Consider the following 17,685-nt stretch of genomic DNA (forward strand, 5'->3'; position numbering starts at 1 on the left):
TTTGGTTCACGTGGGCAGCGCCCGTGACGGGCGCTGTGTATCTATTCAACAATCTTCTCTGCATTGCCCTTCAAGTGCCGGTAAAGTAAGCCATCTCTTGCCAGGGTACTCGGATGAATAGCGTGCAGCTTTTACGCGGCCAGTTGCGGCCGGTGTTGATGGGATTGTGGGTATGCGTCGCCTGTGTCACGGCCGTGCGGGCCGATGAAGGCGTGGCCCTGGCGAACATTGATCAGGTACCCGAGGGTGTCGAAGTGCGTGGCAAGCAAGTCGCCGCCTATACCTGGGACGACCGCCAGGGCAAGAACCTGCTGGTGCTGGCCGAACAGGTCGGCGAGCGGGACGACGATGGCACTCAGTCGGCCTTTGTCTACGCGGCCCAATACCTGCTGGCGGGCGAGCATCCCAAGCGCGTGTGGATGCTCTATGACGACGTACGCCAGTGCCAGTTCGACGCCAGGCTGCACTTTGACAGGGCGGCTACCCAGGTCACCGACCTGCTGGGTGACGGCACTACCCAGGCGACCGTTGGCTATTCGCGCACCTGTACCAGCGACGTCAGCCCGAATGAATTCAAGTTGATCATGCATGTCGGCAAGTCGGAGAAGTATCGCCTGCGCGGCGTTGACCGCTACGGCGCAGCCTGGTGGGACGAGGACGCCGGTGCCCTGCGTGGCATGCCGTTGCCGACCGATTGCAGCGTGGCCGCCCAGCAGGCGCTGGTCAGCCAGTACAAGGAGCAGGGCACCGAACTGCCGCTGCCAGGCTGCTACGCCGATGAGAAGGATTTTGCCAAGGCGCCGGACAGTTACCTGACCTTCATGCGCCTCCACTGGTTTGCCCTGATGCAGAAACAGGACGCCGATTGGAGCCAATCCCAGGCTCAACCTCAGCCATCCGCCGAAGAAGAAGAGGTGGCGCCCTGATTTGATGGCAGGGCCGGGACTGCGCTAGACTCGGCCTTCGCCAATTCAATAAATATTACGGTTAATCAATGGATTGCTCGTGATATTTAATCCAAAGGCTGATCTACCTTGACTGAGTCCATCCGCAACCCGCTGACCCTCTACCTCACCCGCCTAGCGCCCTCCAGCCAACTGACCATGCGTTACGTGCTGCAGGACGCCGCCGACCGCCTCGGCCTTGACGAGGTCAACCTGGAAGACATCGACTGGCACCTGCTGCAGCCCGAACAGGTGATTGCCTTGGTCGCCGCGTTGCGTGAGGACGGCTATGCGCCGAACACCTCGTCCCTGTATGTGAATGCCGTGCGCGGGGTGATGAATGAAGCGTGGCGGATGAGCCTGATCAGCCAGGAACATCTGTTGAAGATGCGTTCGGTCAAGGCCGCGTCCGGTACACGGCTGGGGCAGGGACGCAACCTGCGCCGCACGTTGATCCGCGAAATGATGGAAGTCTGCGCCGCCGACCCACGCCCCCAGGGCCTGCGCGACGCCGCCGTCATCGGCCTCCTGTACGGCTCGGGCATGCGCAAATCGGAGTCGGTCAACCTTGACCTGGCGCAGATCGACTTCGAGCAGCGCAGCTTGCGCGTGATCGGCAAGGGCAACAAAGAACTGGTCAAATACGCGCCGGACTGGGCATTCGCCAAGCTGCAGGCCTGGCTGGAGTTCCGTCGCGGGCAACTCAAGGAAGGCGAAGAGGACGACACGTTCCTGTTCAACCGCATTCGACGCGGCAGTCATATCACCCGGGAACGTATCACCAAACACGCGATTTACTACATCGCCCGCCAGCGTGGGGACCAAGTGGGCGTGAAGATCATGCCCCATGACTTTCGCCGCTCATTCATCACGCGGGTGATCGAGGAACATGACCTGTCGATTGCGCAAAAGCTGGCCCATCACACCAATATCCAGACCACCGCCAGCTATGACGTACGTGACGACAACGAGCGGCGGCGGGCGGTGGACCGGTTTGATTTGTAGGCGTTACGCGGCGATCAGGCGCTCGCCAGGTGCGGCGGCAAGCGGCGCAGCGTCCACAGCACGGTAAGCATGGCGGCGGTCGCGCACAGCGCGATGCCCACCAGCATTGGCGCGGGCGTATGGTCGGCAAACAGCCCCACCAGGGTCATGGCGACAGCGGCGGTGACCATCTGAATCGCGCCCAGCAGGGCCGATGCCGAACCTGCCACCGCGCCATGGTCTTCCAGCGACAACACGCCGGCCGCCGGTAATAACAGGCCGAGAAAACCGAAGCCGATAAACAGCAGGGTCATCATCAAGGCCAGGTCATTGCCCCACAGTGTCGTGGTCGCCAGCAGCGCCATCACGGCTGCCACGGCAATCACCGACCAGCGAATCAGCGGTGGCAGGCCAAAGCGCGCACTCAGGCGTGCCGTCAGCTGGCTCATGGCAAAGAATGAGGCCGCATTCACTGCAAAACACAGGCTGAATTGCGTCGGCGTCAGGCCGAAGTATTCGATGTACACGAAGGGCGCGCTGCCGATGAACACGAAGAACGTGGCCAGGCCGAAGCCGCTTACCACCGACAACCCGGTGAACACCGGATCGCGGAGGAGGGCGCCGTAGCTGCCGAATGCACTGCCCAGGGTCTTGCCCAGACGCCGCTCCGGCGGATGGGTTTCCGGCAGTTGCACGATCGTCATCACCAGACACAGCATCGCCACCACCGCCAACGCGGCAAATACCTCGCGCCAGCTCCACAGCGAAATCACCAGGCTGCCGGCCAGTGGCGCAAGGATCGGCGAAACGCTCATCACCAGCATCAACAAGGCCATCAGGCGCGCCGCTTCATGGCCGGTGTACAGGTCGCGGACAATCGCCCGTGGAATCACCATCCCCGCGCATGCGCCAAAGGCCTGCACCGCGCGAAAGCCGATCAGCACTTCGATGCTGGGGGCCAACGCACAGCCGATGCTGCCCACGGTAAAGATCACCAACCCTGCATAGATCGGCAATTTACGCCCAAAGACATCGCTGATCGGGCCGTAGAACAGCTGGCACACGCCGATGATCATGAAGAACACGGTCAGGCTCATCTGCACGGCGGCCGGCGACGCGTTGAGACTGGCGCCAAGGGTTGGCAGCGCCGGCAGGTAACTGTCGATGGCAAACGGTCCGACGGCGGTGATCAAGCCCAACAGCAGGGCGAGGTGGGCGATGCTTCTAGGCATGGGCAAGTCCGGGCAAAGACGCCCAGCTTAAGGGATTGGCACAGATCCGCAAACTTGGGCTTCACTAACCGAGGCCTTTGCCGATAACGGTACTAATGACGCGCTCGAACGGTTGGTTTCCCAACCGGCGGTCCAGGTATGGGGATACCAGATGACGATCAAACTACGCTTGATGCTGTTGATTGCGACCGGGCTGCTGACCGCCTTGATCATGAGCCTGGCCGGCTACCTGGGAAATTCCCGGATGGGCGCCGCCGTGCAGGACAATGAGGTCAGCATGACGGTGCTGCGCAACCATATGGAAGCCGACATGATGCACGACGCCCTGCGTGCCGATGTGTTGTCCGCCATGCTGGTGGGGCTGGGCAAAAGCACCAGCACGCCGGCCGACGTCAGTGCCTCGCTCAAGGAGCATGCCGAGCACTTCCGACAGATGCTGGCGGATAATTTCCAGCTGCCGCTGGACGCCACCATCAAGGCCAGCCTGGAAAAAATCAAACCCAGCCTGGAGACTTACGTCAGCGCCGGCGAGCGCATCGTCGCGCTGGCCCTGGCCAACCCCGAGGCGGCGCGTGGGGAGCTTGAGACCTTCAATGCAGCGTTCAGCCGGCTGGAGGAACAGATGGCCACGCTGAGTGAGCTGATCGAAACCCATACCCAGCAAACCAGCACCGGCACCCGGCAAGCGATCAGCAACGCCAACTGGATCCTGGGCGTGGTCCTGGGCGCCAGCCTTTTGCTGCTGCTGGCCCAGGGACGCTGGGTGATCATGAGCATCATGGGACCGCTGCGCACCGCCAGCCGCATTGCCGACAGCATCGCCCGCGGCAACCTGAGCGAACCGATTGTCGAGCCGCGCAACCAGGACGAAGCCAGTACGCTGATCCGCAGCCTCGCCACCATGCAGCGCGATTTGCGCGGCATGATCGACGTGGTACGCAGCAATGCCCATGACGTCAATGGCGTGAGCGAACGCCTGAGCCAGGGCTGTCATGAGGTGGCGGGCAGCAGCCAGCAGCAAAGCGAGGCCGCCAGCACCATGGCCGCCGCCGCGAGTGAAATGACCGCCAGCATCGAAGAAATCACCCGTCATGCCGGGCAGGCGCTGGACATGGCCAACCAGGCTGAAACCCTGGCCAAGGACGGCGGCCGGATCATTCATCAAGTGGTCAGCGACATGGACGGCATCGCACGTTCGGCCCAGCAATCGGCCCAGGTGATCCGCACCCTGGACAAAGAATCCGAAGCAATCTTCAGCATTATCCAGGTGATCAAGGGCATCGCCGACCAAACCAACCTGCTGGCCCTGAACGCCGCCATCGAAGCCGCCCGCGCCGGCGAGCAGGGCCGCGGCTTCGCCGTGGTGGCCGACGAAGTGCGCAGCCTGGCAGGGCGCACCAGCGCCTCGACCCAGGAAATCGCCAGCATGGTCGGGCGTATCCAGCAGAACACCCGTGAAGCGGTGACCAGCATGGAGGAGGGCGTTGCTCAAGTCGACAAGGGCATGGCCGTCACGGCCGACGTGGAACGCGCCATTCGCGAGATCCTCCAGGCCACGCTCAATACCACGGAGCTGGTGAATGATATTTCCCGCACCATCAGTGAACAGAGTTTGGCCAGTAACGAGATCGCCCACCAGGTGGAGATGATCGCCGGCATGTCGCAAAGCAATAGTCGCGTGATTGGCGATACCGCCTCGACCACCGATGAGTTGGCTGGCTTGGCCAGCAAACTGTCGCAGTCCGTGGATCGGTTCAGACTGTAACGCAGGCGTCTTCTTGGCCGGCTCCTGGTGGGCCGGTTTTTTTTTGCGTGAAATTATCATTCAGCAACGGCTCAAGGTCGCGTCCCGGCGCTTGATGCCCGACCATCGTCCGTGCCTGTTCGTACGATGACTTGAATCGTTCGCGTAAAAAAAAGATTGAATATTCACACCTTATGTTATTTAAATAACAAAACAAGAGCGGCATGGCCTGCCTGGTCCAGCCGTAACAAGGTGGAATAGCAATGAGCAAGATCGCAGTCATCGGCAGCAACATGGTGGATTTGATTACCTATATCGACCGCATGCCGGTTCAGGGCGAAACCCTTGAAGCGCCTGGCTTTGCCATGGGTTGCGGCGGCAAGGGGGCCAACCAGGCGGTGGCTGCCGCCAAGCTTGGGGCTGATGTCCTGATGCTGAGCAAGGTCGGCGACGATATGTTTGCCGACAACACAGTGGCCAACTTCCAGCGCTTTGGTATCGACACCCGTTATGTGCAGCGCGTGCCTGGCGTTTCCAGCGGCGTCGCGCCGATTTTTGTTCGGGCCGACTCTCACAACAGCATTTTGATCGTCAAGGGTGCCAATGCGCATTTGCTGCCGGCGGACATTGAGGCGGCTGCCGCCGACCTTCGCGAATGCACGCTGATCGTGCTGCAGCTGGAGATCAATCTTGAAACGGTCTACCACGCCATCGAATTCGCTCACCGGCACGGTATCGCGGTGCTCCTCAACCCTGCACCGGCCCTGGCCGGTTTGAGTCGTGAGCACCTGGCGCACCTTGACTTCCTGATCCCCAACGAATCGGAGCTGGCGTTGATCAGCGGCCACGTTGTGGACTCGCCGCAATCGGCCCGGACCGCCGCCCGTAGCCTGGTGACCCGCGGCATCCGCCACGTGATCGTGACACTCGGCGAACACGGTGCGCTGTACGTGGGGGAGGAGGGCGAGTTCCAGGTGCCGGGGGTACGGGTTGAAGCCCGCGACACCACCGGTGCCGGAGATGCCTTTATCGGTTGTTTCATTCACCACTGGAACCGCGACCGCCATATTCGCCAGGCCATGGAGCGGGCGGTGGCGTATTCCGCCTGCTCGGTCATGGGGCTGGGTACGCAGAGTTCCTATCCCGACAGTGAAACGTTCAATCGCTTTGAGCAACAACAGCGCTGACACCCTCAGCCCAGCCCGGAGAACAATAATGAACACACCTGCGCTGCAACAGACACCCGACGGTTTCTACCTGAACCGCACGCCCTGGTTCGCTTTTATCCTGCTGTGCAGCATCTTTGCCCTATGGGCTGCGGCAGCGAGCATGAACGACGTGCTGATCGCCCACTTCAAGAAAGCATTTTTGCTGAGTGATTTCCAGACGGCCTTTGTGCAGTCGGCGTTTTACCTGGGCTACTTTTTTGTGGCTATTCCGGCCGCGATGGTGGTGCGTCGTTTCAGCTACAAGAGCACGATTCTGATCGGGCTGCTGCTATACATGTTGGGTTGCCTGTTGTTTTTCCCGGCCGCCTCCACGGCCAAGTACGGCATGTTCCTCCTGGCGCTGTTTGTGATCGCCGCTGGGCTGTCGTTCCTGGAAACCGCCTGCAATACCTACTCGACACTGATGGGACCCCGAGAAACCGGGACCCGGCGCTTGAATATTTCGCAGACCTTTCACCCCTTCGGTGCCATGGCAGGGGTGTATGTGGGCAGTTTCGTGATGTTCAAGGACACCGACGCCACCACTGAACAACTGGCTCGGATGAGCGCCTCCGAGGCAGCGGTGCAGCAGTTGCAAATGATCCAGTCCACGCTGTTGCCCTACAAATGGATGATTGCGGTGCTGGTGCTGATCTTTATCCTGATCGCCATTACGCGGTTCCCTGCGTGCAAGGGCAACAAGCCCGCCGGCAGCAAGCCTGGCAGCCTGGGTCAAAGCCTGGGGCGGCTGTGGCGTAATCCGCGCTTTACCTTTGGCGTATTGGCGCAGTTTCTTTATGTGGGCGCACAGGTCGGCGTATGGAGCTTCACCATTCGCCTGGCCATGCAAATGGGCGGTATGAATGAACGCAGCGCCTCGTGGTTTCTGCTGACCACGTTTGCCGCCTACTTTGTCGGCAAGTTGATCGCCAACCTGTTGATGCGCCGCCTGCACCCCGCCAAGGTACTCGCGATCTACGGGGTACTGTGCATCGTGCTGCTGGCCTACACCATTCTGGTGCCGAACATTTCGGCGGTGTATGCAGCGGTTGGCGTGAGTATCTTCCTCGGACCTTGCTGGCCGACCATCTACGGCCTGACCATCGATGGCCTGGGTGAAGACACCGGCGTCGGCGGTTCATTGCTGGTGATGAGCATCGTCGGCGGCGGGGTGATTCCGATCTTCCAGGGCCTGTTGTCCGACGCCAGCGGCGGCAACATGCAACTGGCTTACAGCGTGCCGTTGCTGTGTTTCATTGTGATCGTGATGTATGCGCTCAAGTGCATGCGCCAATCCGGCACCTTACCGGTGGGCGCGACCAGGGCGGTAGCCTCATGAATACACATATCGCGCTGTACCCTGCGGTGTTTGCCGAGCAGGAGAAGATCCTCCTGCAATCGTCGGCCTTCAAGGTCAGTGCCTGGGTCTATCCGTCCGGCGTGCTGGCGGTGAGTCTGGAGAATAGCCGTGGGCGACTGGTGATACTGCCTTTTCAAGGGCAGATGATCTGGTCAGCCGTGTTCGACGGTTGCGACTTGACCATGAGCAACCTGTTCGAGCAACCTCGGCCCAGTCCGACGATAATCGATACTTACGGCTGCTTCATGTTTCACAGTGGCCTGCTGCGCAACGGCTGCCCCGCGCCGGATGACACGCATGCCTTGCACGGCGAAATGCCCTGCGCGCCCATGGATACGGCCTGGTTGGAGGTGGACGAGGGCGTTGTACGCCTGGGCGGCTCGTATGAATATGCCAAGGGATTCGGCGATCGCTACCGAGCGAGTCCCAGCGTGACGCTGCGCGCCGATTCGGCCGTGTTCGATATCGACATGCAGGTAACGAACCTGGCCGGCAAGCCCATGGACCTGATGTACATGGCCCACATGAACTACGCGTACGTGGACGGCGCCCGCTTTGTTGAGCCATTGGGCACGCAGCGCCAGCGTCTGCGTGCCAGCGTGCCGGACCATGTAAAGCCGACGCCGGCATGGAGTGCCTATATGGAGCAGCTGGCCGAGCAGCCTGCGCAATTGGCCTGCCTGGAGCAGCCGGCATTGTACGACCCCGAGATCGTGTTTTTCTTCGACGGAATTGGCACAGACGCCAAGGGCCAGGCGCATTTTCTGCTGGATCATCCCAGCGGTGCGGCGTTCTACACCCGCTACCGTCCCGAGCAATTTGCGCACGCCGCACGCTGGATCCTGCACACGCCAGATCAACAAGTGGCGGCGTTCGTGTTGCCGTCTACCTGTGAACCCGAGGGCTATAACGCCGAGAAAGCCAAAGGCCATGTGCGTTCGCTGGCGGCCGGAGCCAGCGCTTCATTCAGTGTCAGTACCGGGTATTTGAATGCGCAGGAACGACAACGGTTGCTGGATTAAACCAGCAGTTGCGCGCCACTGGCCTGAATGACGTCCTTATAGCTGCGGGGGATTTTCTTGTCGCTGACCACGTACTGAAAGTCCTCAAGCGCGGCGAAGTGCGCAGTGCGCACTGTGTCGAACTTGCTGAAATCGGCGAGCAATACGCGTTGCTGAGCCTGGCGCATGACCTTTTGCTTGACCTCGACTTCATTGAAGTTGAAGCACGTTACGCCAAACGCCTGGCTGACGCCGGCCGCGGTCACAAAGGCCCACGTCAGGCGCACGCTATCGAGGATGCTGCTTTCGGCGCTGCTTTCAAAGACCTGGTTCTTGCGGTGAAAGGTGCCGCCGCACAACACGATGTGGCAATTGGGTTTGTTCTGCAGTTTGAGCAGCACGTTCAATGAGCTGCACACCGCAGTGAACTCCAGCGCATCGGGGATGAAATCAACGACAAAAGGTGAGGTGGTACCACAGTCGAAAAATACCGTATCGCCGGCCTGGATCAACGCGGCGGCGAGTTTGCCGATGCGGCGTTTTTCCTCGACGTGGCGGGTGTCCTGCTCGGCCACCCGGTAATCGCCGCTCTCATTGCCGATGCGGGTGATATAGCCACCCAGCAACCGCAGGTGATCGCTGAAGTGGTTGAGATCGCGGCGCAGGGTCATCTCGGAAACGTCCAGCAGTGCGGCCATTTCCTTCAGGTGAATGGCGTTCTGGTCCTGCAGGGCTTGTTGGATAAGCTTCAATCGCTCGGCTTTTCTACTGTCCACGAGTCTTCCAGGGCTTGATTGTTAGTGTTAAATAAGTAACATTATTTGTTATTATTGTAACTAATTAAGGTGAGCGCTGTGACAAGCGCCTCATTATCATTGGCAACATACAGGCAAGGGCCCATTAAATGAACAGTCTCCCACCCGCCGCACTGGCCAAGTACATCGATCACACATTACTGGCGCCCGACGCCTCCCAGGCACAGATCCGCACCTTGTGCGAGGAAGCCCGCGAGCATGGCTTTTATTCGGTGTGCGTCAATTCCGGTCAGGTGCCTTACGCGGCTTCGTGCCTGACCGACGACAGGGTGGTGATTTGCGCCGTGGTCGGCTTTCCACTCGGCGCCGGCCTGAGCGATACCAAGGCGTTCGAAGCCCAACAGGCGATTGCCGCCGGGGCAGGGGAGATCGACATGGTGCTCAATATCGGCTGGTTGAAGGACGGGCTGCTGGACGCCGTGCGCGAAGACATCGCACTGGTCCACCAGGCTTGCGGCGCCGTGCCGTTAAAGGTCATCCTGGAAACCTGCTTGCTTGACGACCAGCAGAAGGTTCAAGCCTGCGAGATCTGCCGTGACCTGGGTGTGGCCTTCGTCAAGACGTCCACCGGGTTCAGTCGAAGCGGAGCTACGGTCGAAGACGTGGCACTGATGCGTAGAACTGTGGGTGCCGGGGTTGGGGTGAAGGCTTCTGGTGGCGTGCGCGATTATCCGACTGCGTTGAAGATGATTGAGGCCGGGGCCACACGCTTGGGCAGCAGCTCAGGGATTGCGATTGTGGGCGGGGCGATGACGGCGGCGAGTGGTTATTGAAGCGTTATAACTCAACTAAATAGTCATTTAGTTGAGTTATCGTTTTCTGGCATATAAATCAACCCTCGGCCGAGATGAAATGAGCGGGCGCCGTGATTGAAGTCAATATCGGCGGAGCACGATGTTCGTCAGTCGTCAAAAAAAACGGTCCGATGGCCAGTGCATCAGGTATTCAGCATGGCCTGTTTGCAAGTCGATCTGCTCCTTGAGCAGCACAAAGTCCTGTGGCTGATAAAAGGTAAAACTGGGCGCATTCTCCTTGTAAACCGCCAGGCTTAACTCACTGCGCAACGTTTTAGCATGCCCAAGTAATTGCTTGCCCAGGCCAATGCCTTGGTGATCAGGATCTATAAACAATGCCGCCAGTTGGTCATCCAGCAAGCTACAAAAACCCAGAACCTGGGACTTGTCTTCGATGACAAACGTTTCTGATGCCGGGATATAAACTTCACGCATCGTTGCAACATGGGATTGCCAGAACGAAGCATCAATAAAGTCATGGGCCTTGATTGATGCGCTCAACCAGATTTCCAGAACGCGTTCCGTGTCGTCATGCTCGAATTTTCTAATCATCTTTCATTCCATTGGAGTGCTGGCAGACAAGCTCACTGCAAAACTTGTAATTATGCAGAAAACCGCTGGGCATGCCGAGACCCGAACAGAGAACGTAGCGTGTGCGTAGCAAATCGTGCCAGGGCATCGTTGCAGGGATCGGAGAGGGATTCCCGGCCTTGGAATCTGACCGCCAGAGCACTCCGTCTCCGTATATAACGGTTCGCATAATGTATATTATGTTAAATTACGTGTCAGAGTGGAACTTTCTATACTTGTGCTTGAGGTCACGCGCCACCACGTTCCGATTTTTGCAGACGTCCATGCTCTTATCGTTGGACGTCCTTCCTGACTTCGATCCCTGATGTATGCATGAAAGTTTTACCCGTCTGTACAAGAACTCCAGCCAGATAACAGATATCGCTTTTGAGGCGTTCAAGCACGCCTCATCGATACAGCCGAGCGGTTAACTGATGTCATTCGTTTGCGGCGGTAACAACCAATGTCGTTCGGTGGTCCATCCGAGAAAAACCTGAGCCCCCTCACTTTTCTGGCGGTTCAGGGTCAACGGGAGCCCGGAAGCTGCCACACGCAACCCCATAATTGCCGGTAGAAATCTCTCTCGGAATGCAATGGGTTGAGCCGCGAAATGAGCTTCGATGCTATCGATTGCGCAACGCCTCTCGGCGTCATCCTGCATGGATAAATAAAACACCATCTGGCGCCAGGCATAAGCGGTATTTTTGAGCATCACCAAGCTAGAGTGATAGAACTTGATTTTCATCTGCTGCCGCATGCATATCCATTGAAAGCACTCCTGAGCAAGTGAACCCAAGCGATGATGTAGCAGCGCTTTCAAACCGAGATCACCAAATAGAAGCGAAAGGTTTTGCGTCGTCAAAATCTGTTGTTGCTCGATGATCCTGCCGTTGGTTGCTGAATGCCGTCCACCCAAGGGTGCATTAGCCCGCTGTGCGCACAGGTTCGCCAATGCATCACTGGTATCCAATTCACGCTGGAAATAGTTTCTGCTCTTTGATTTCGGCTTATCGGGAAGGATCGCCAGTTGGTTCGTGTCGATGTCGTAATAATGGGCGTAAAGGGTGCCATCTATCAACGAGGCCGCTCGCCTGGCTGCTTCCACGAATTTATTCGAAAAGGTTCCCATGAAAATGTCCGCCGCGACCTCCTCCACAAAAGGAAGATCCAGCTTCGCCGTGACAGCAAGCGAACCAAACTCCTGAAGTAGCTTGTTCGGAAGGATTGCCTGAGGGAAAGCAGCGAGGGTTGTTGCCGAGGATTCGATCAAGGCTTGTCTGGCTCCCTCAACGGCGACAGCGTGTGCCTCTCGTTCACCTTCAACGGCCGCCACCCAAGGCAACTCACTGATTTTGACTTGGCTCTGTAGGTTGAGCAGCAGCAATGAACGGCGTCGCCGAAAAGCACGATACGTTGCGATAGACAACATGCGCAGTGTCGTATCGCGAAATCCAGCACTGCAGATTTCGGCCGTCATCGCTGGCAGTACTCGCGCCACGGTATCCCCAGATGTGATCAATCCCTTGTCAATCAACTGACTGATGGTTCCCTTTCGACAGCGCTCGAGGCGTCGGCGAACTGCTGGTGGAATGGCGACACCGGTTTTCAGCGAATATGCCTTCGCCTCCTCATTGGTAATCGGTTCCAACAGGGACGAAAAATCAGAGATGCCTTCCGAGTTCGTATAGCTGGTCAGACGCTCAGAAACCGCCTTGGCGATCAGATGATGCTCGGGCGCGGCCACCTGATGGCGCTGCATGGCTCGGCTCTGTAGATGATCTTCGGATTCAGGATGACCATGTTTGCACACGAAATCATTGACGATCCGCCGAATACGTCCGACTTGACGCCCTGTCAGCGAGATTGGGTCACGGGAGCAGAGCCTTAGCAACGCGTACAACTCCCCTACCCGGCCCCTGAAAGGTTCAACGTTGAGGATGTCATTGCTACCGGTGGCATCGAACTGACTACTTAGCGCATTCGCCTGCTCAAGCCAGCCTTCAGGATATTGCCGGCAAGGCCAATCATCCTGGTACGTTAAGAGGAAGAGCGAGATAGCTGCATCGTAGAAAGGCAACCGAGTCACGACCACATGTTTTTGCACCGCCAGACGCTGCTGCGCAGGGAGTTTTGAAAGCAGCTTTTTGATATCGCCGACATCGAAGATCTGCACTTCCACCGCCGCGAGCGGTAGCCCGTCAGAAGCCAATGGGAAGAAACGCAGTTGCTCAAAAAAAGGTGCGATCGACTCAATCAGTCTGCGTGCTTCCTCCGTGCGCTGCTGTCCCAACAGCCAGGCCACGTACAGTAGCGCTGCCTCTTCTGGTACATCGATCCGATAGTCGCTGTTCACCAGTTGCTTTTGCAGTGCTTCGATCCCCTCATCCGTAAGGTGCCAGGTGTTGAGATCAAGTCGTTCAAAACCAGGGCGGATGCCTGGGATTGAGGCGGCCAGCCGCCGTTCGTACTCGGTCAGCGCACCACTGGCCAGATACTGTCCAGTGGCAAAACCACCCGTGACTACCTCCAGTGTGACCCATTCAGGCACATCCACGAGTGGTATACGCGAGCCATACAGCGCGGTGCCCCGCACCATGTGTTCGACCACCTGCTGCCAGCGCTCAATCCGTTCACGCGCTTTCACAGTGTCTAGACCCGATGCGGTCAATGCTCGAGATAACTGAAAGACCGCATAACCGGCGTTTATGCCGGCCATTGCATCCGATTCCCTATCGTGCCTGGACATATGTCCTTCTGACCCTGCGATGTAGTGGGTCCGGGGGCTGGATTCGAACCAGCGCCCACCCGGTTAAGAGCCGAGTGTTCTACCGCTGAACTACCCCGGAACAGAGCGCACATTGTCTACTCGCAACGAACGAATGTGTAGGCTGAAAACGTTGCCGCTCATGACGCATACAGAGATTACTCCCGTTCGAAAATATTGGTGTAACTCCCCCCCCCCGGCTGCAATGCCAGAGGCAACTGGATGTGTTTGCACCGCTGCGGTCTGAATAGACTGACCGATACACCGTAATCCCGAACACTCAGAGACTCACCTGCCCTACCGCGCTCAATCCTCGAGCGCACGAACGCGCTGCATGCGCTTCTGCTCTACCGGTGCAACGGCCACCTGCAGCTCAAAGTCGAAATCAATCCGCGCAAAGCGCCCTTGCACGCCCAACTCCAGCGCCAGTTGCTGATCGTCGCTGAAGCGGATTTCGGCGATCAGTTCATCGCGTGTGGCATACGCAAAATCGTCGTGCAAGTACGGGTCATCCGACAGGTTGATCTGCGTGGTCAGGTGACGATAACCCGGGGCCGAGATAAAGAAGTGGATATGCGCCGGCCGCTGCCCGTGGCGCCCGAGTTGATCAAGCAACTGTTGGGTCGGCCCGGTCGGCGGGCAGCCATAACCCGACGGCACGATGCTGCGGAAACGATAGTTGCCCTGGGCATCGGTTTCGATGCGTCGACGCAGGTTGAACTCCGATTGCGTCGGGTCGAACCACGAATACGTGCCGCCGGTATTGGCTTGCCACACATCGACAATCGCGCCGGCTAGTGGATTGCCGTCGGTATCACGCACCTGGCCTTGCATGAACAGCGGCACGGCAGCATCGGTCCCATCATCCAGGCGCGCTTCGTACTTGGACAACGGCGCACCGGCCACGTAAAGCGGGCCCTCGATGGTACGCGGGGTGCCACCGGTCTTGCCGGTCTCGACATCCGCGGCGTCCATCAACATATCCAGGTAATGTTCCAGGCCCAACCCGGCCGCCAGCAGCCCAGCCTCCTGGTTCTTGCCCAGTTCGTTGAGGTAGTTGACCGCCTTCCAGAATTCCTCGGGAGTCACCTCCAGATCTTCGATGATATTCACGGTGTCGCGCAAAATCCGGTACACCAACGCTTTGGTGCGCGGGTTGCCGGCGTCGTTAAGTTTGCCGCTGGCTTCTTCGAGAAACTGTTGGGCGTGAGCGGTCTGGGACAGTCGGATGGACATGGTGCATTCCTCATCTTGTAATTATTGGGTGCGTGACAGGCTTAACGGTCGTCTTCATGGATCGACGAAGGGTGCCGGCACAAGGCATTCACTTCGATGGCCATATAGGGGTAGAGCGGCAGTTGCATCAGCAGGTCGTGCAGGTCTTGCACGCTGTCGACATCGAACACGCTGTAGTTGGCGTAATGCCCGGCGATACGCCACAGGTGGCGCCATTTGCCCTCCTGTTGCAGACGCTGCGCCAAGGCTTTCTCATCGGCCTTGAGGCTGGCCGCGCGCTCGGGGTTCATGTCCAGGGGCAGGTTCACGGTCATTTTCACATGGAACAACATGGCAGGCGCCTCTTAGTGTTTGTCACGACGGAAGAACGCCAGGCGCTCCTCATCGATGGCCAGGCCCAGGCCCGGTGCGGTGGAGACATGCAGGTGGAAATCACGGTACACCAGCGGCTCCGTGAGGATGTCCTCGGTCAGCAGCAATGGGCCGAACAGTTCGGTGTCCCACGCCAGTTTGTTCAGCGTGAGGAATGCATGCGCCGACGCCAGGGTGCCGATACCGCCTTCGAGCATGGTGCCGCCGTACAGGCCGATGCCCGCCGCCTCGGCGATTGCCGCCGTGCGCAACACCGCGCGGGGGCCGCCGTTCTTGGCGATCTTGAGGGCGAACACCGACGCCGCGCCTTCGCGGGCCAGGTTAAAGGCGTCCTCGACAGATTCGATGGATTCATCCGCCATGATCGGTGCCGGGCTCGACAGGTTGAGCCGCGCCATACCACCGCGGTTATTGCGGGAAATCGGTTGCTCGATCAGGTCGATACCGTTGTCACCCAGCACCTTGCATGCGCGCAGGGCCACCGCTTCATCCCACGCCTGGTTGACGTCGACGCGCACACTCGCACGGTCGCCCAGGGCTTTTTTTATCGCGATCACATGAGCCAGGTCGTGGCTGACTTCACCGGCGCCGATCTTTAATTTGAAAATGCGGTGGCGGCGCAGGTCGAGCATCTTCTCGGCCTCGGCAATGTCCTTTTCGGTGTTGCCGCTGGCCAGGGTCCAGGCCACCGGCAAGGCGTCGCGCACGCGGCCGCCGAGCAGTTCACTGACCGGCAGGTTCAGGCGTTTGCCCAGCGCATCGAGCAAGGCGCTTTCGATACCCGACTTGGCAAAGGTGTTGCCGCGAATGCTGCGTTCCAGACGCAACATGGCTGCATTGATATTGCTGGCGTCCTGGCCGATCAACAGCGGCGCGAAGTGGCGATCGATGTTGACCTTGATGCTGTCGGGGCTTTCATTGCCGTAGCTCAGGCCACCAATGGTGGTGGACTCGCCAATGCCTTCAATACCGTCGGCGCAGCGCACGCGGATGATCACCAGGGTCTGGTTCTGCATCGTGTGCATCGCCAGCTTGTGCGGGCGGATGGTGGGGAGGTCGACGATGATGGTCTCGATCGACTCTATGGCGCAAATGGGCATGGCGATACCTGTTGAGTTCTTTTTAGATTTGATCCGATTCTGTTCCCTATTTTTCAAGGCATCCAATATAGAATGGGTCTCGAACAATACCCTTAGGGTATGGAGGGAGTGATCATGGAACTACGTCACCTGCGTTATTTCCAAGCGCTGGGGGCAACCCTGAACTTCACCCGCGCCGCCGAACGCCTGCACATCGCCCAGCCGCCCTTGAGCCGGCAGATCCAGCAACTGGAGGATGAGCTGGGGGTTGTTCTGCTCGAACGCGGCCGGCCGCTGCGGCTGACCGAGGCCGGACGGTTTTTTTATGAGCATGCCAATGTGCTGCTGGAACAGCTGAACACGCTGTGCGCCAACACGCGGCGCATCGGCCAGGGCGAGAAGACTTGGCTGGGCATCGGCTTTGCGCCGTCGACCCTGTATGGCGTGTTGCCGGAACTGATTCGCATGCTGCGCACCCACGAGGCGCTGGAGCTGGAATTGGGGCTGTCGGAGATGACCACCTTACAACAGGTCGAAGCGCTCAAGGCCGGGCGGATCGATGTGGGGTTCGGGCGAATCCGCATCGACGACTCGGCCATCGTCCAGCGCGTACTGGTGGAAGATCGACTAGTCGCCGTATTGCCCGCCGGCCACCCGTTGCTGGCCGCACCAGCCACCCTCGCCCAGTTGGCCACAGAGCCTTTTGTGCTGTACCCCGGCAACCCGCGTCCCAGTTATGCAGACCATGTGATCGCGCTGTTCGACGCCCATGGCCTGAGCCTCAAGGTGGCGCAATGGACCAACGAATTGCAGACTGCCATTGGCCTAGTCGGTGCCGGCATGGGCGTGACGTTGGTACCGACCTCGGTGCAAGTGCTGCACCGGGCGGATATCGGCTATACGCCAATTGTTGAAGCCACCGCGACTTCGCCGATCATTCTGAGCCGGCGTGTGAATGACAAGTCGCCGGGGCTTACACATTGCCTGCACTTGGTGGAAGAATTGATCTGAGTCCCTCTGGCCGGGGTTGTCTGACCCCGGCTGCCTGCCGTTTGCCCCTCCAGCGAACGTGGTATTCAGCAAGCCTTGGAGGCTTCACCCAGGCGGTGATAGGCGCGGTTGAAATATACCAAGCCCTCCTCCGCGCCACTCTGGCGAATGGTCTGCACCTCGCAGTAGAAAATACTGTGGGAACCCACTTCGTGGACCTGCACGATCCGGCAGTCAAAATTCACCAGCGCGTCGAGCATCACCGGCGCGCCACTTTCAAGGGTGGTCCAACCCGTGACGGCGAAGCGCTCATCCATGCTCAATGTACGGTCGGCGAAAGCGCCGGACAGTTGCTGATGATCGCCGCACAGGGTGTTCACACACACCACGCCGTTGCGCTTGAAATGCTCGTTGGAGTGAGAGGAACGGTTCATGCACACCAACAGCGTGGGCGGTGAGTCGGTCACGCTGCACACTGCCGAGGCGGTAAAACCGAACCGGCCCGCCACGCCATCGGTGGTGATGACCGAAACGGCACCGCCCAACATGGCCATTGCATTACGAAAGCTGCCTACGTCTACCATGATCGTTC

At 59.0% G+C, this 17,685-nt stretch carries 16 protein-coding genes, 1 tRNA gene and 1 pseudogene; 9 read left to right on the forward strand and 9 right to left on the reverse strand.

What is annotated here, in order from left to right; genetic code table 11:
* Positions 1–113 precede the first annotated feature (113 nt).
* Both BFP89_RS04135 and xerC read left to right on the forward strand, forming a co-directional pair.
* Complete coding sequence (locus tag BFP89_RS04135; RefSeq protein WP_065884311.1) at positions 114–926, forward strand: M949_RS01915 family surface polysaccharide biosynthesis protein; 813 nt, start codon at positions 114–116, stop codon at positions 924–926.
* A gap of 108 nt (positions 927–1,034) precedes the next feature.
* Positions 1,035–1,949 carry a site-specific integrase gene (xerC, locus tag BFP89_RS04140; RefSeq protein ID WP_065884312.1) on the forward strand — a complete coding sequence of 305 codons (915 nt, stop codon included), beginning with the start codon at positions 1,035–1,037 and terminating at the stop codon, positions 1,947–1,949.
* Positions 1,950–1,963: 14 nt separating this feature from the next.
* On the opposite strand, the gene BFP89_RS04145 is transcribed toward xerC, so the two are convergent.
* Complete coding sequence (locus tag BFP89_RS04145) at positions 1,964–3,160, reverse strand: multidrug effflux MFS transporter (protein ID WP_065884313.1); 1,197 nt, start codon at positions 3,158–3,160, stop codon at positions 1,964–1,966.
* Between the two features lie 151 nt (positions 3,161–3,311).
* On the opposite strand from BFP89_RS04145, the pseudogene BFP89_RS29655 reads away from it, so the two are divergent.
* The 5 genes and pseudogenes from BFP89_RS29655 to BFP89_RS04165 all read left to right on the forward strand — a co-directional run.
* Positions 3,312–4,067 (forward strand): annotated as a pseudogene (locus tag BFP89_RS29655) (MCP four helix bundle domain-containing protein); the annotation flags it as partial.
* A gap of 132 nt (positions 4,068–4,199) precedes the next feature.
* A complete protein-coding gene (locus tag BFP89_RS29660; protein ID WP_370671202.1) occupies positions 4,200–4,925 on the forward strand; it encodes a methyl-accepting chemotaxis protein in 726 nt (241 codons plus the stop codon).
* Positions 4,926–5,167: 242 nt separating this feature from the next.
* Positions 5,168–6,091, forward strand: coding sequence for a ribokinase (gene rbsK, locus BFP89_RS04155; RefSeq protein WP_065884315.1), 924 nt, complete (start codon positions 5,168–5,170; stop codon positions 6,089–6,091).
* 28 nt (positions 6,092–6,119) lie between these two features.
* Positions 6,120–7,451 (forward strand): L-fucose:H+ symporter permease, encoded by a 1,332-nt coding sequence (gene fucP, locus BFP89_RS04160; RefSeq protein WP_065884316.1) that lies wholly within the window; start codon positions 6,120–6,122, stop codon positions 7,449–7,451.
* Positions 7,448–8,494: an aldose 1-epimerase family protein gene (locus BFP89_RS04165; protein WP_065884317.1), complete on the forward strand. Its 1,047-nt coding sequence runs from the start codon at positions 7,448–7,450 to the stop codon at positions 8,492–8,494. Before fucP ends, BFP89_RS04165 begins: the two co-directional genes overlap by 4 nt.
* Here BFP89_RS04165 and deoR read toward each other — a convergent pair.
* Positions 8,491–9,249, reverse strand: a complete 759-nt coding sequence (deoR, locus tag BFP89_RS04170) for a DNA-binding transcriptional repressor DeoR (RefSeq protein WP_065884318.1) — start codon at positions 9,247–9,249, stop codon at positions 8,491–8,493. The genes BFP89_RS04165 and deoR overlap by 4 nt on opposite strands.
* Positions 9,250–9,377: 128 nt before the next feature.
* On the opposite strand from deoR, the gene deoC reads away from it, so the two are divergent.
* Positions 9,378–10,061, forward strand: a complete 684-nt coding sequence (gene deoC / locus BFP89_RS04175) for a deoxyribose-phosphate aldolase (protein ID WP_065884319.1) — start codon at positions 9,378–9,380, stop codon at positions 10,059–10,061.
* A gap of 135 nt (positions 10,062–10,196) precedes the next feature.
* Here deoC and BFP89_RS04180 read toward each other — a convergent pair whose 3' ends face one another.
* From BFP89_RS04180 to BFP89_RS04205, 6 genes are all read right to left on the reverse strand, one after another.
* On the reverse strand, positions 10,197–10,634 hold the full coding sequence (locus tag BFP89_RS04180; RefSeq protein ID WP_065884320.1) for an N-acetyltransferase: 438 nt from the start codon (positions 10,632–10,634) through the stop codon (positions 10,197–10,199).
* A 445-nt stretch (positions 10,635–11,079) separates the two neighbouring features.
* The gene (locus tag BFP89_RS04185; RefSeq protein ID WP_065884321.1) at positions 11,080–13,368 is read right to left on the reverse strand and encodes a hypothetical protein; all 2,289 of its coding nucleotides are present in this window, start codon (positions 13,366–13,368) and stop codon (positions 11,080–11,082) included.
* A gap of 55 nt (positions 13,369–13,423) precedes the next feature.
* Positions 13,424–13,498: transfer RNA gene (locus BFP89_RS04190), tRNA-Lys, on the reverse strand.
* Between the two features lie 224 nt (positions 13,499–13,722).
* Positions 13,723–14,652 (reverse strand): catechol 1,2-dioxygenase, encoded by a 930-nt coding sequence (gene catA / locus BFP89_RS04195; RefSeq protein ID WP_065884322.1) that lies wholly within the window; start codon positions 14,650–14,652, stop codon positions 13,723–13,725.
* A 41-nt stretch (positions 14,653–14,693) separates the two neighbouring features.
* Complete coding sequence (catC, locus tag BFP89_RS04200; RefSeq protein ID WP_065884323.1) at positions 14,694–14,984, reverse strand: muconolactone Delta-isomerase; 291 nt, start codon at positions 14,982–14,984, stop codon at positions 14,694–14,696.
* Positions 14,985–14,996: 12 nt separating this feature from the next.
* Entirely contained in the window at positions 14,997–16,124 is a 1,128-nt protein-coding gene (locus BFP89_RS04205; protein WP_065884324.1) for a muconate cycloisomerase family protein, read from the reverse strand.
* Positions 16,125–16,238: 114 nt separating this feature from the next.
* Here BFP89_RS04205 and BFP89_RS04210 point away from each other — a divergent pair, with 114 nt between their 5' ends.
* Positions 16,239–17,114, forward strand: coding sequence for a LysR family transcriptional regulator (locus tag BFP89_RS04210; RefSeq protein WP_003173903.1), 876 nt, complete (start codon positions 16,239–16,241; stop codon positions 17,112–17,114).
* Between the two features lie 65 nt (positions 17,115–17,179).
* On the opposite strand, the gene BFP89_RS04215 is transcribed toward BFP89_RS04210, so the two are convergent.
* Positions 17,180–17,677 (reverse strand): flavin reductase, encoded by a 498-nt coding sequence (locus tag BFP89_RS04215; RefSeq protein ID WP_065884325.1) that lies wholly within the window; start codon positions 17,675–17,677, stop codon positions 17,180–17,182.
* Positions 17,678–17,685 lie beyond the last annotated feature (8 nt).

The sequence above is a fragment of the Pseudomonas sp. 31 R 17 genome, from assembly GCF_900004915.1.
GTDB classification, from domain to species: domain Bacteria; phylum Pseudomonadota; class Gammaproteobacteria; order Pseudomonadales; family Pseudomonadaceae; genus Aquipseudomonas; species Aquipseudomonas orientalis_A.

Excerpts from the sequence above, each read along its gene's own strand:
- BFP89_RS04145 (WP_065884313.1), bottom strand. The coding sequence starts at position 3,160 with ATGCCTAGAAGCATCGCCCACCTCGCCCTGCTGTTGGGCTTGATCACC.
- fucP (WP_065884316.1), top strand. The coding sequence starts at position 6,120 with ATGAACACACCTGCGCTGCAACAGACACCCGACGGTTTCTACCTGAAC.
- BFP89_RS04165 (WP_065884317.1), top strand. The coding sequence starts at position 7,448 with ATGAATACACATATCGCGCTGTACCCTGCGGTGTTTGCCGAGCAGGAG.
- rbsK (WP_065884315.1), top strand. The coding sequence starts at position 5,168 with ATGAGCAAGATCGCAGTCATCGGCAGCAACATGGTGGATTTGATTACC.
- BFP89_RS04185 (WP_065884321.1), bottom strand. The coding sequence starts at position 13,368 with ATGGCCGGCATAAACGCCGGTTATGCGGTCTTTCAGTTATCTCGAGCA.
- catC (WP_065884323.1), bottom strand. The coding sequence starts at position 14,984 with ATGTTGTTCCATGTGAAAATGACCGTGAACCTGCCCCTGGACATGAAC.
- deoC (WP_065884319.1), top strand. The coding sequence starts at position 9,378 with ATGAACAGTCTCCCACCCGCCGCACTGGCCAAGTACATCGATCACACA.
- BFP89_RS04135 (WP_065884311.1), top strand. The coding sequence starts at position 114 with ATGAATAGCGTGCAGCTTTTACGCGGCCAGTTGCGGCCGGTGTTGATG.
- BFP89_RS04215 (WP_065884325.1), bottom strand. The coding sequence starts at position 17,677 with ATGGTAGACGTAGGCAGCTTTCGTAATGCAATGGCCATGTTGGGCGGT.
- BFP89_RS29660 (WP_370671202.1), top strand. The coding sequence starts at position 4,200 with ATGGCCGCCGCCGCGAGTGAAATGACCGCCAGCATCGAAGAAATCACC.
- BFP89_RS04210 (WP_003173903.1), top strand. The coding sequence starts at position 16,239 with ATGGAACTACGTCACCTGCGTTATTTCCAAGCGCTGGGGGCAACCCTG.
- BFP89_RS04180 (WP_065884320.1), bottom strand. The coding sequence starts at position 10,634 with ATGATTAGAAAATTCGAGCATGACGACACGGAACGCGTTCTGGAAATC.
- BFP89_RS04205 (WP_065884324.1), bottom strand. The coding sequence starts at position 16,124 with ATGCCCATTTGCGCCATAGAGTCGATCGAGACCATCATCGTCGACCTC.
- catA (WP_065884322.1), bottom strand. The coding sequence starts at position 14,652 with ATGTCCATCCGACTGTCCCAGACCGCTCACGCCCAACAGTTTCTCGAA.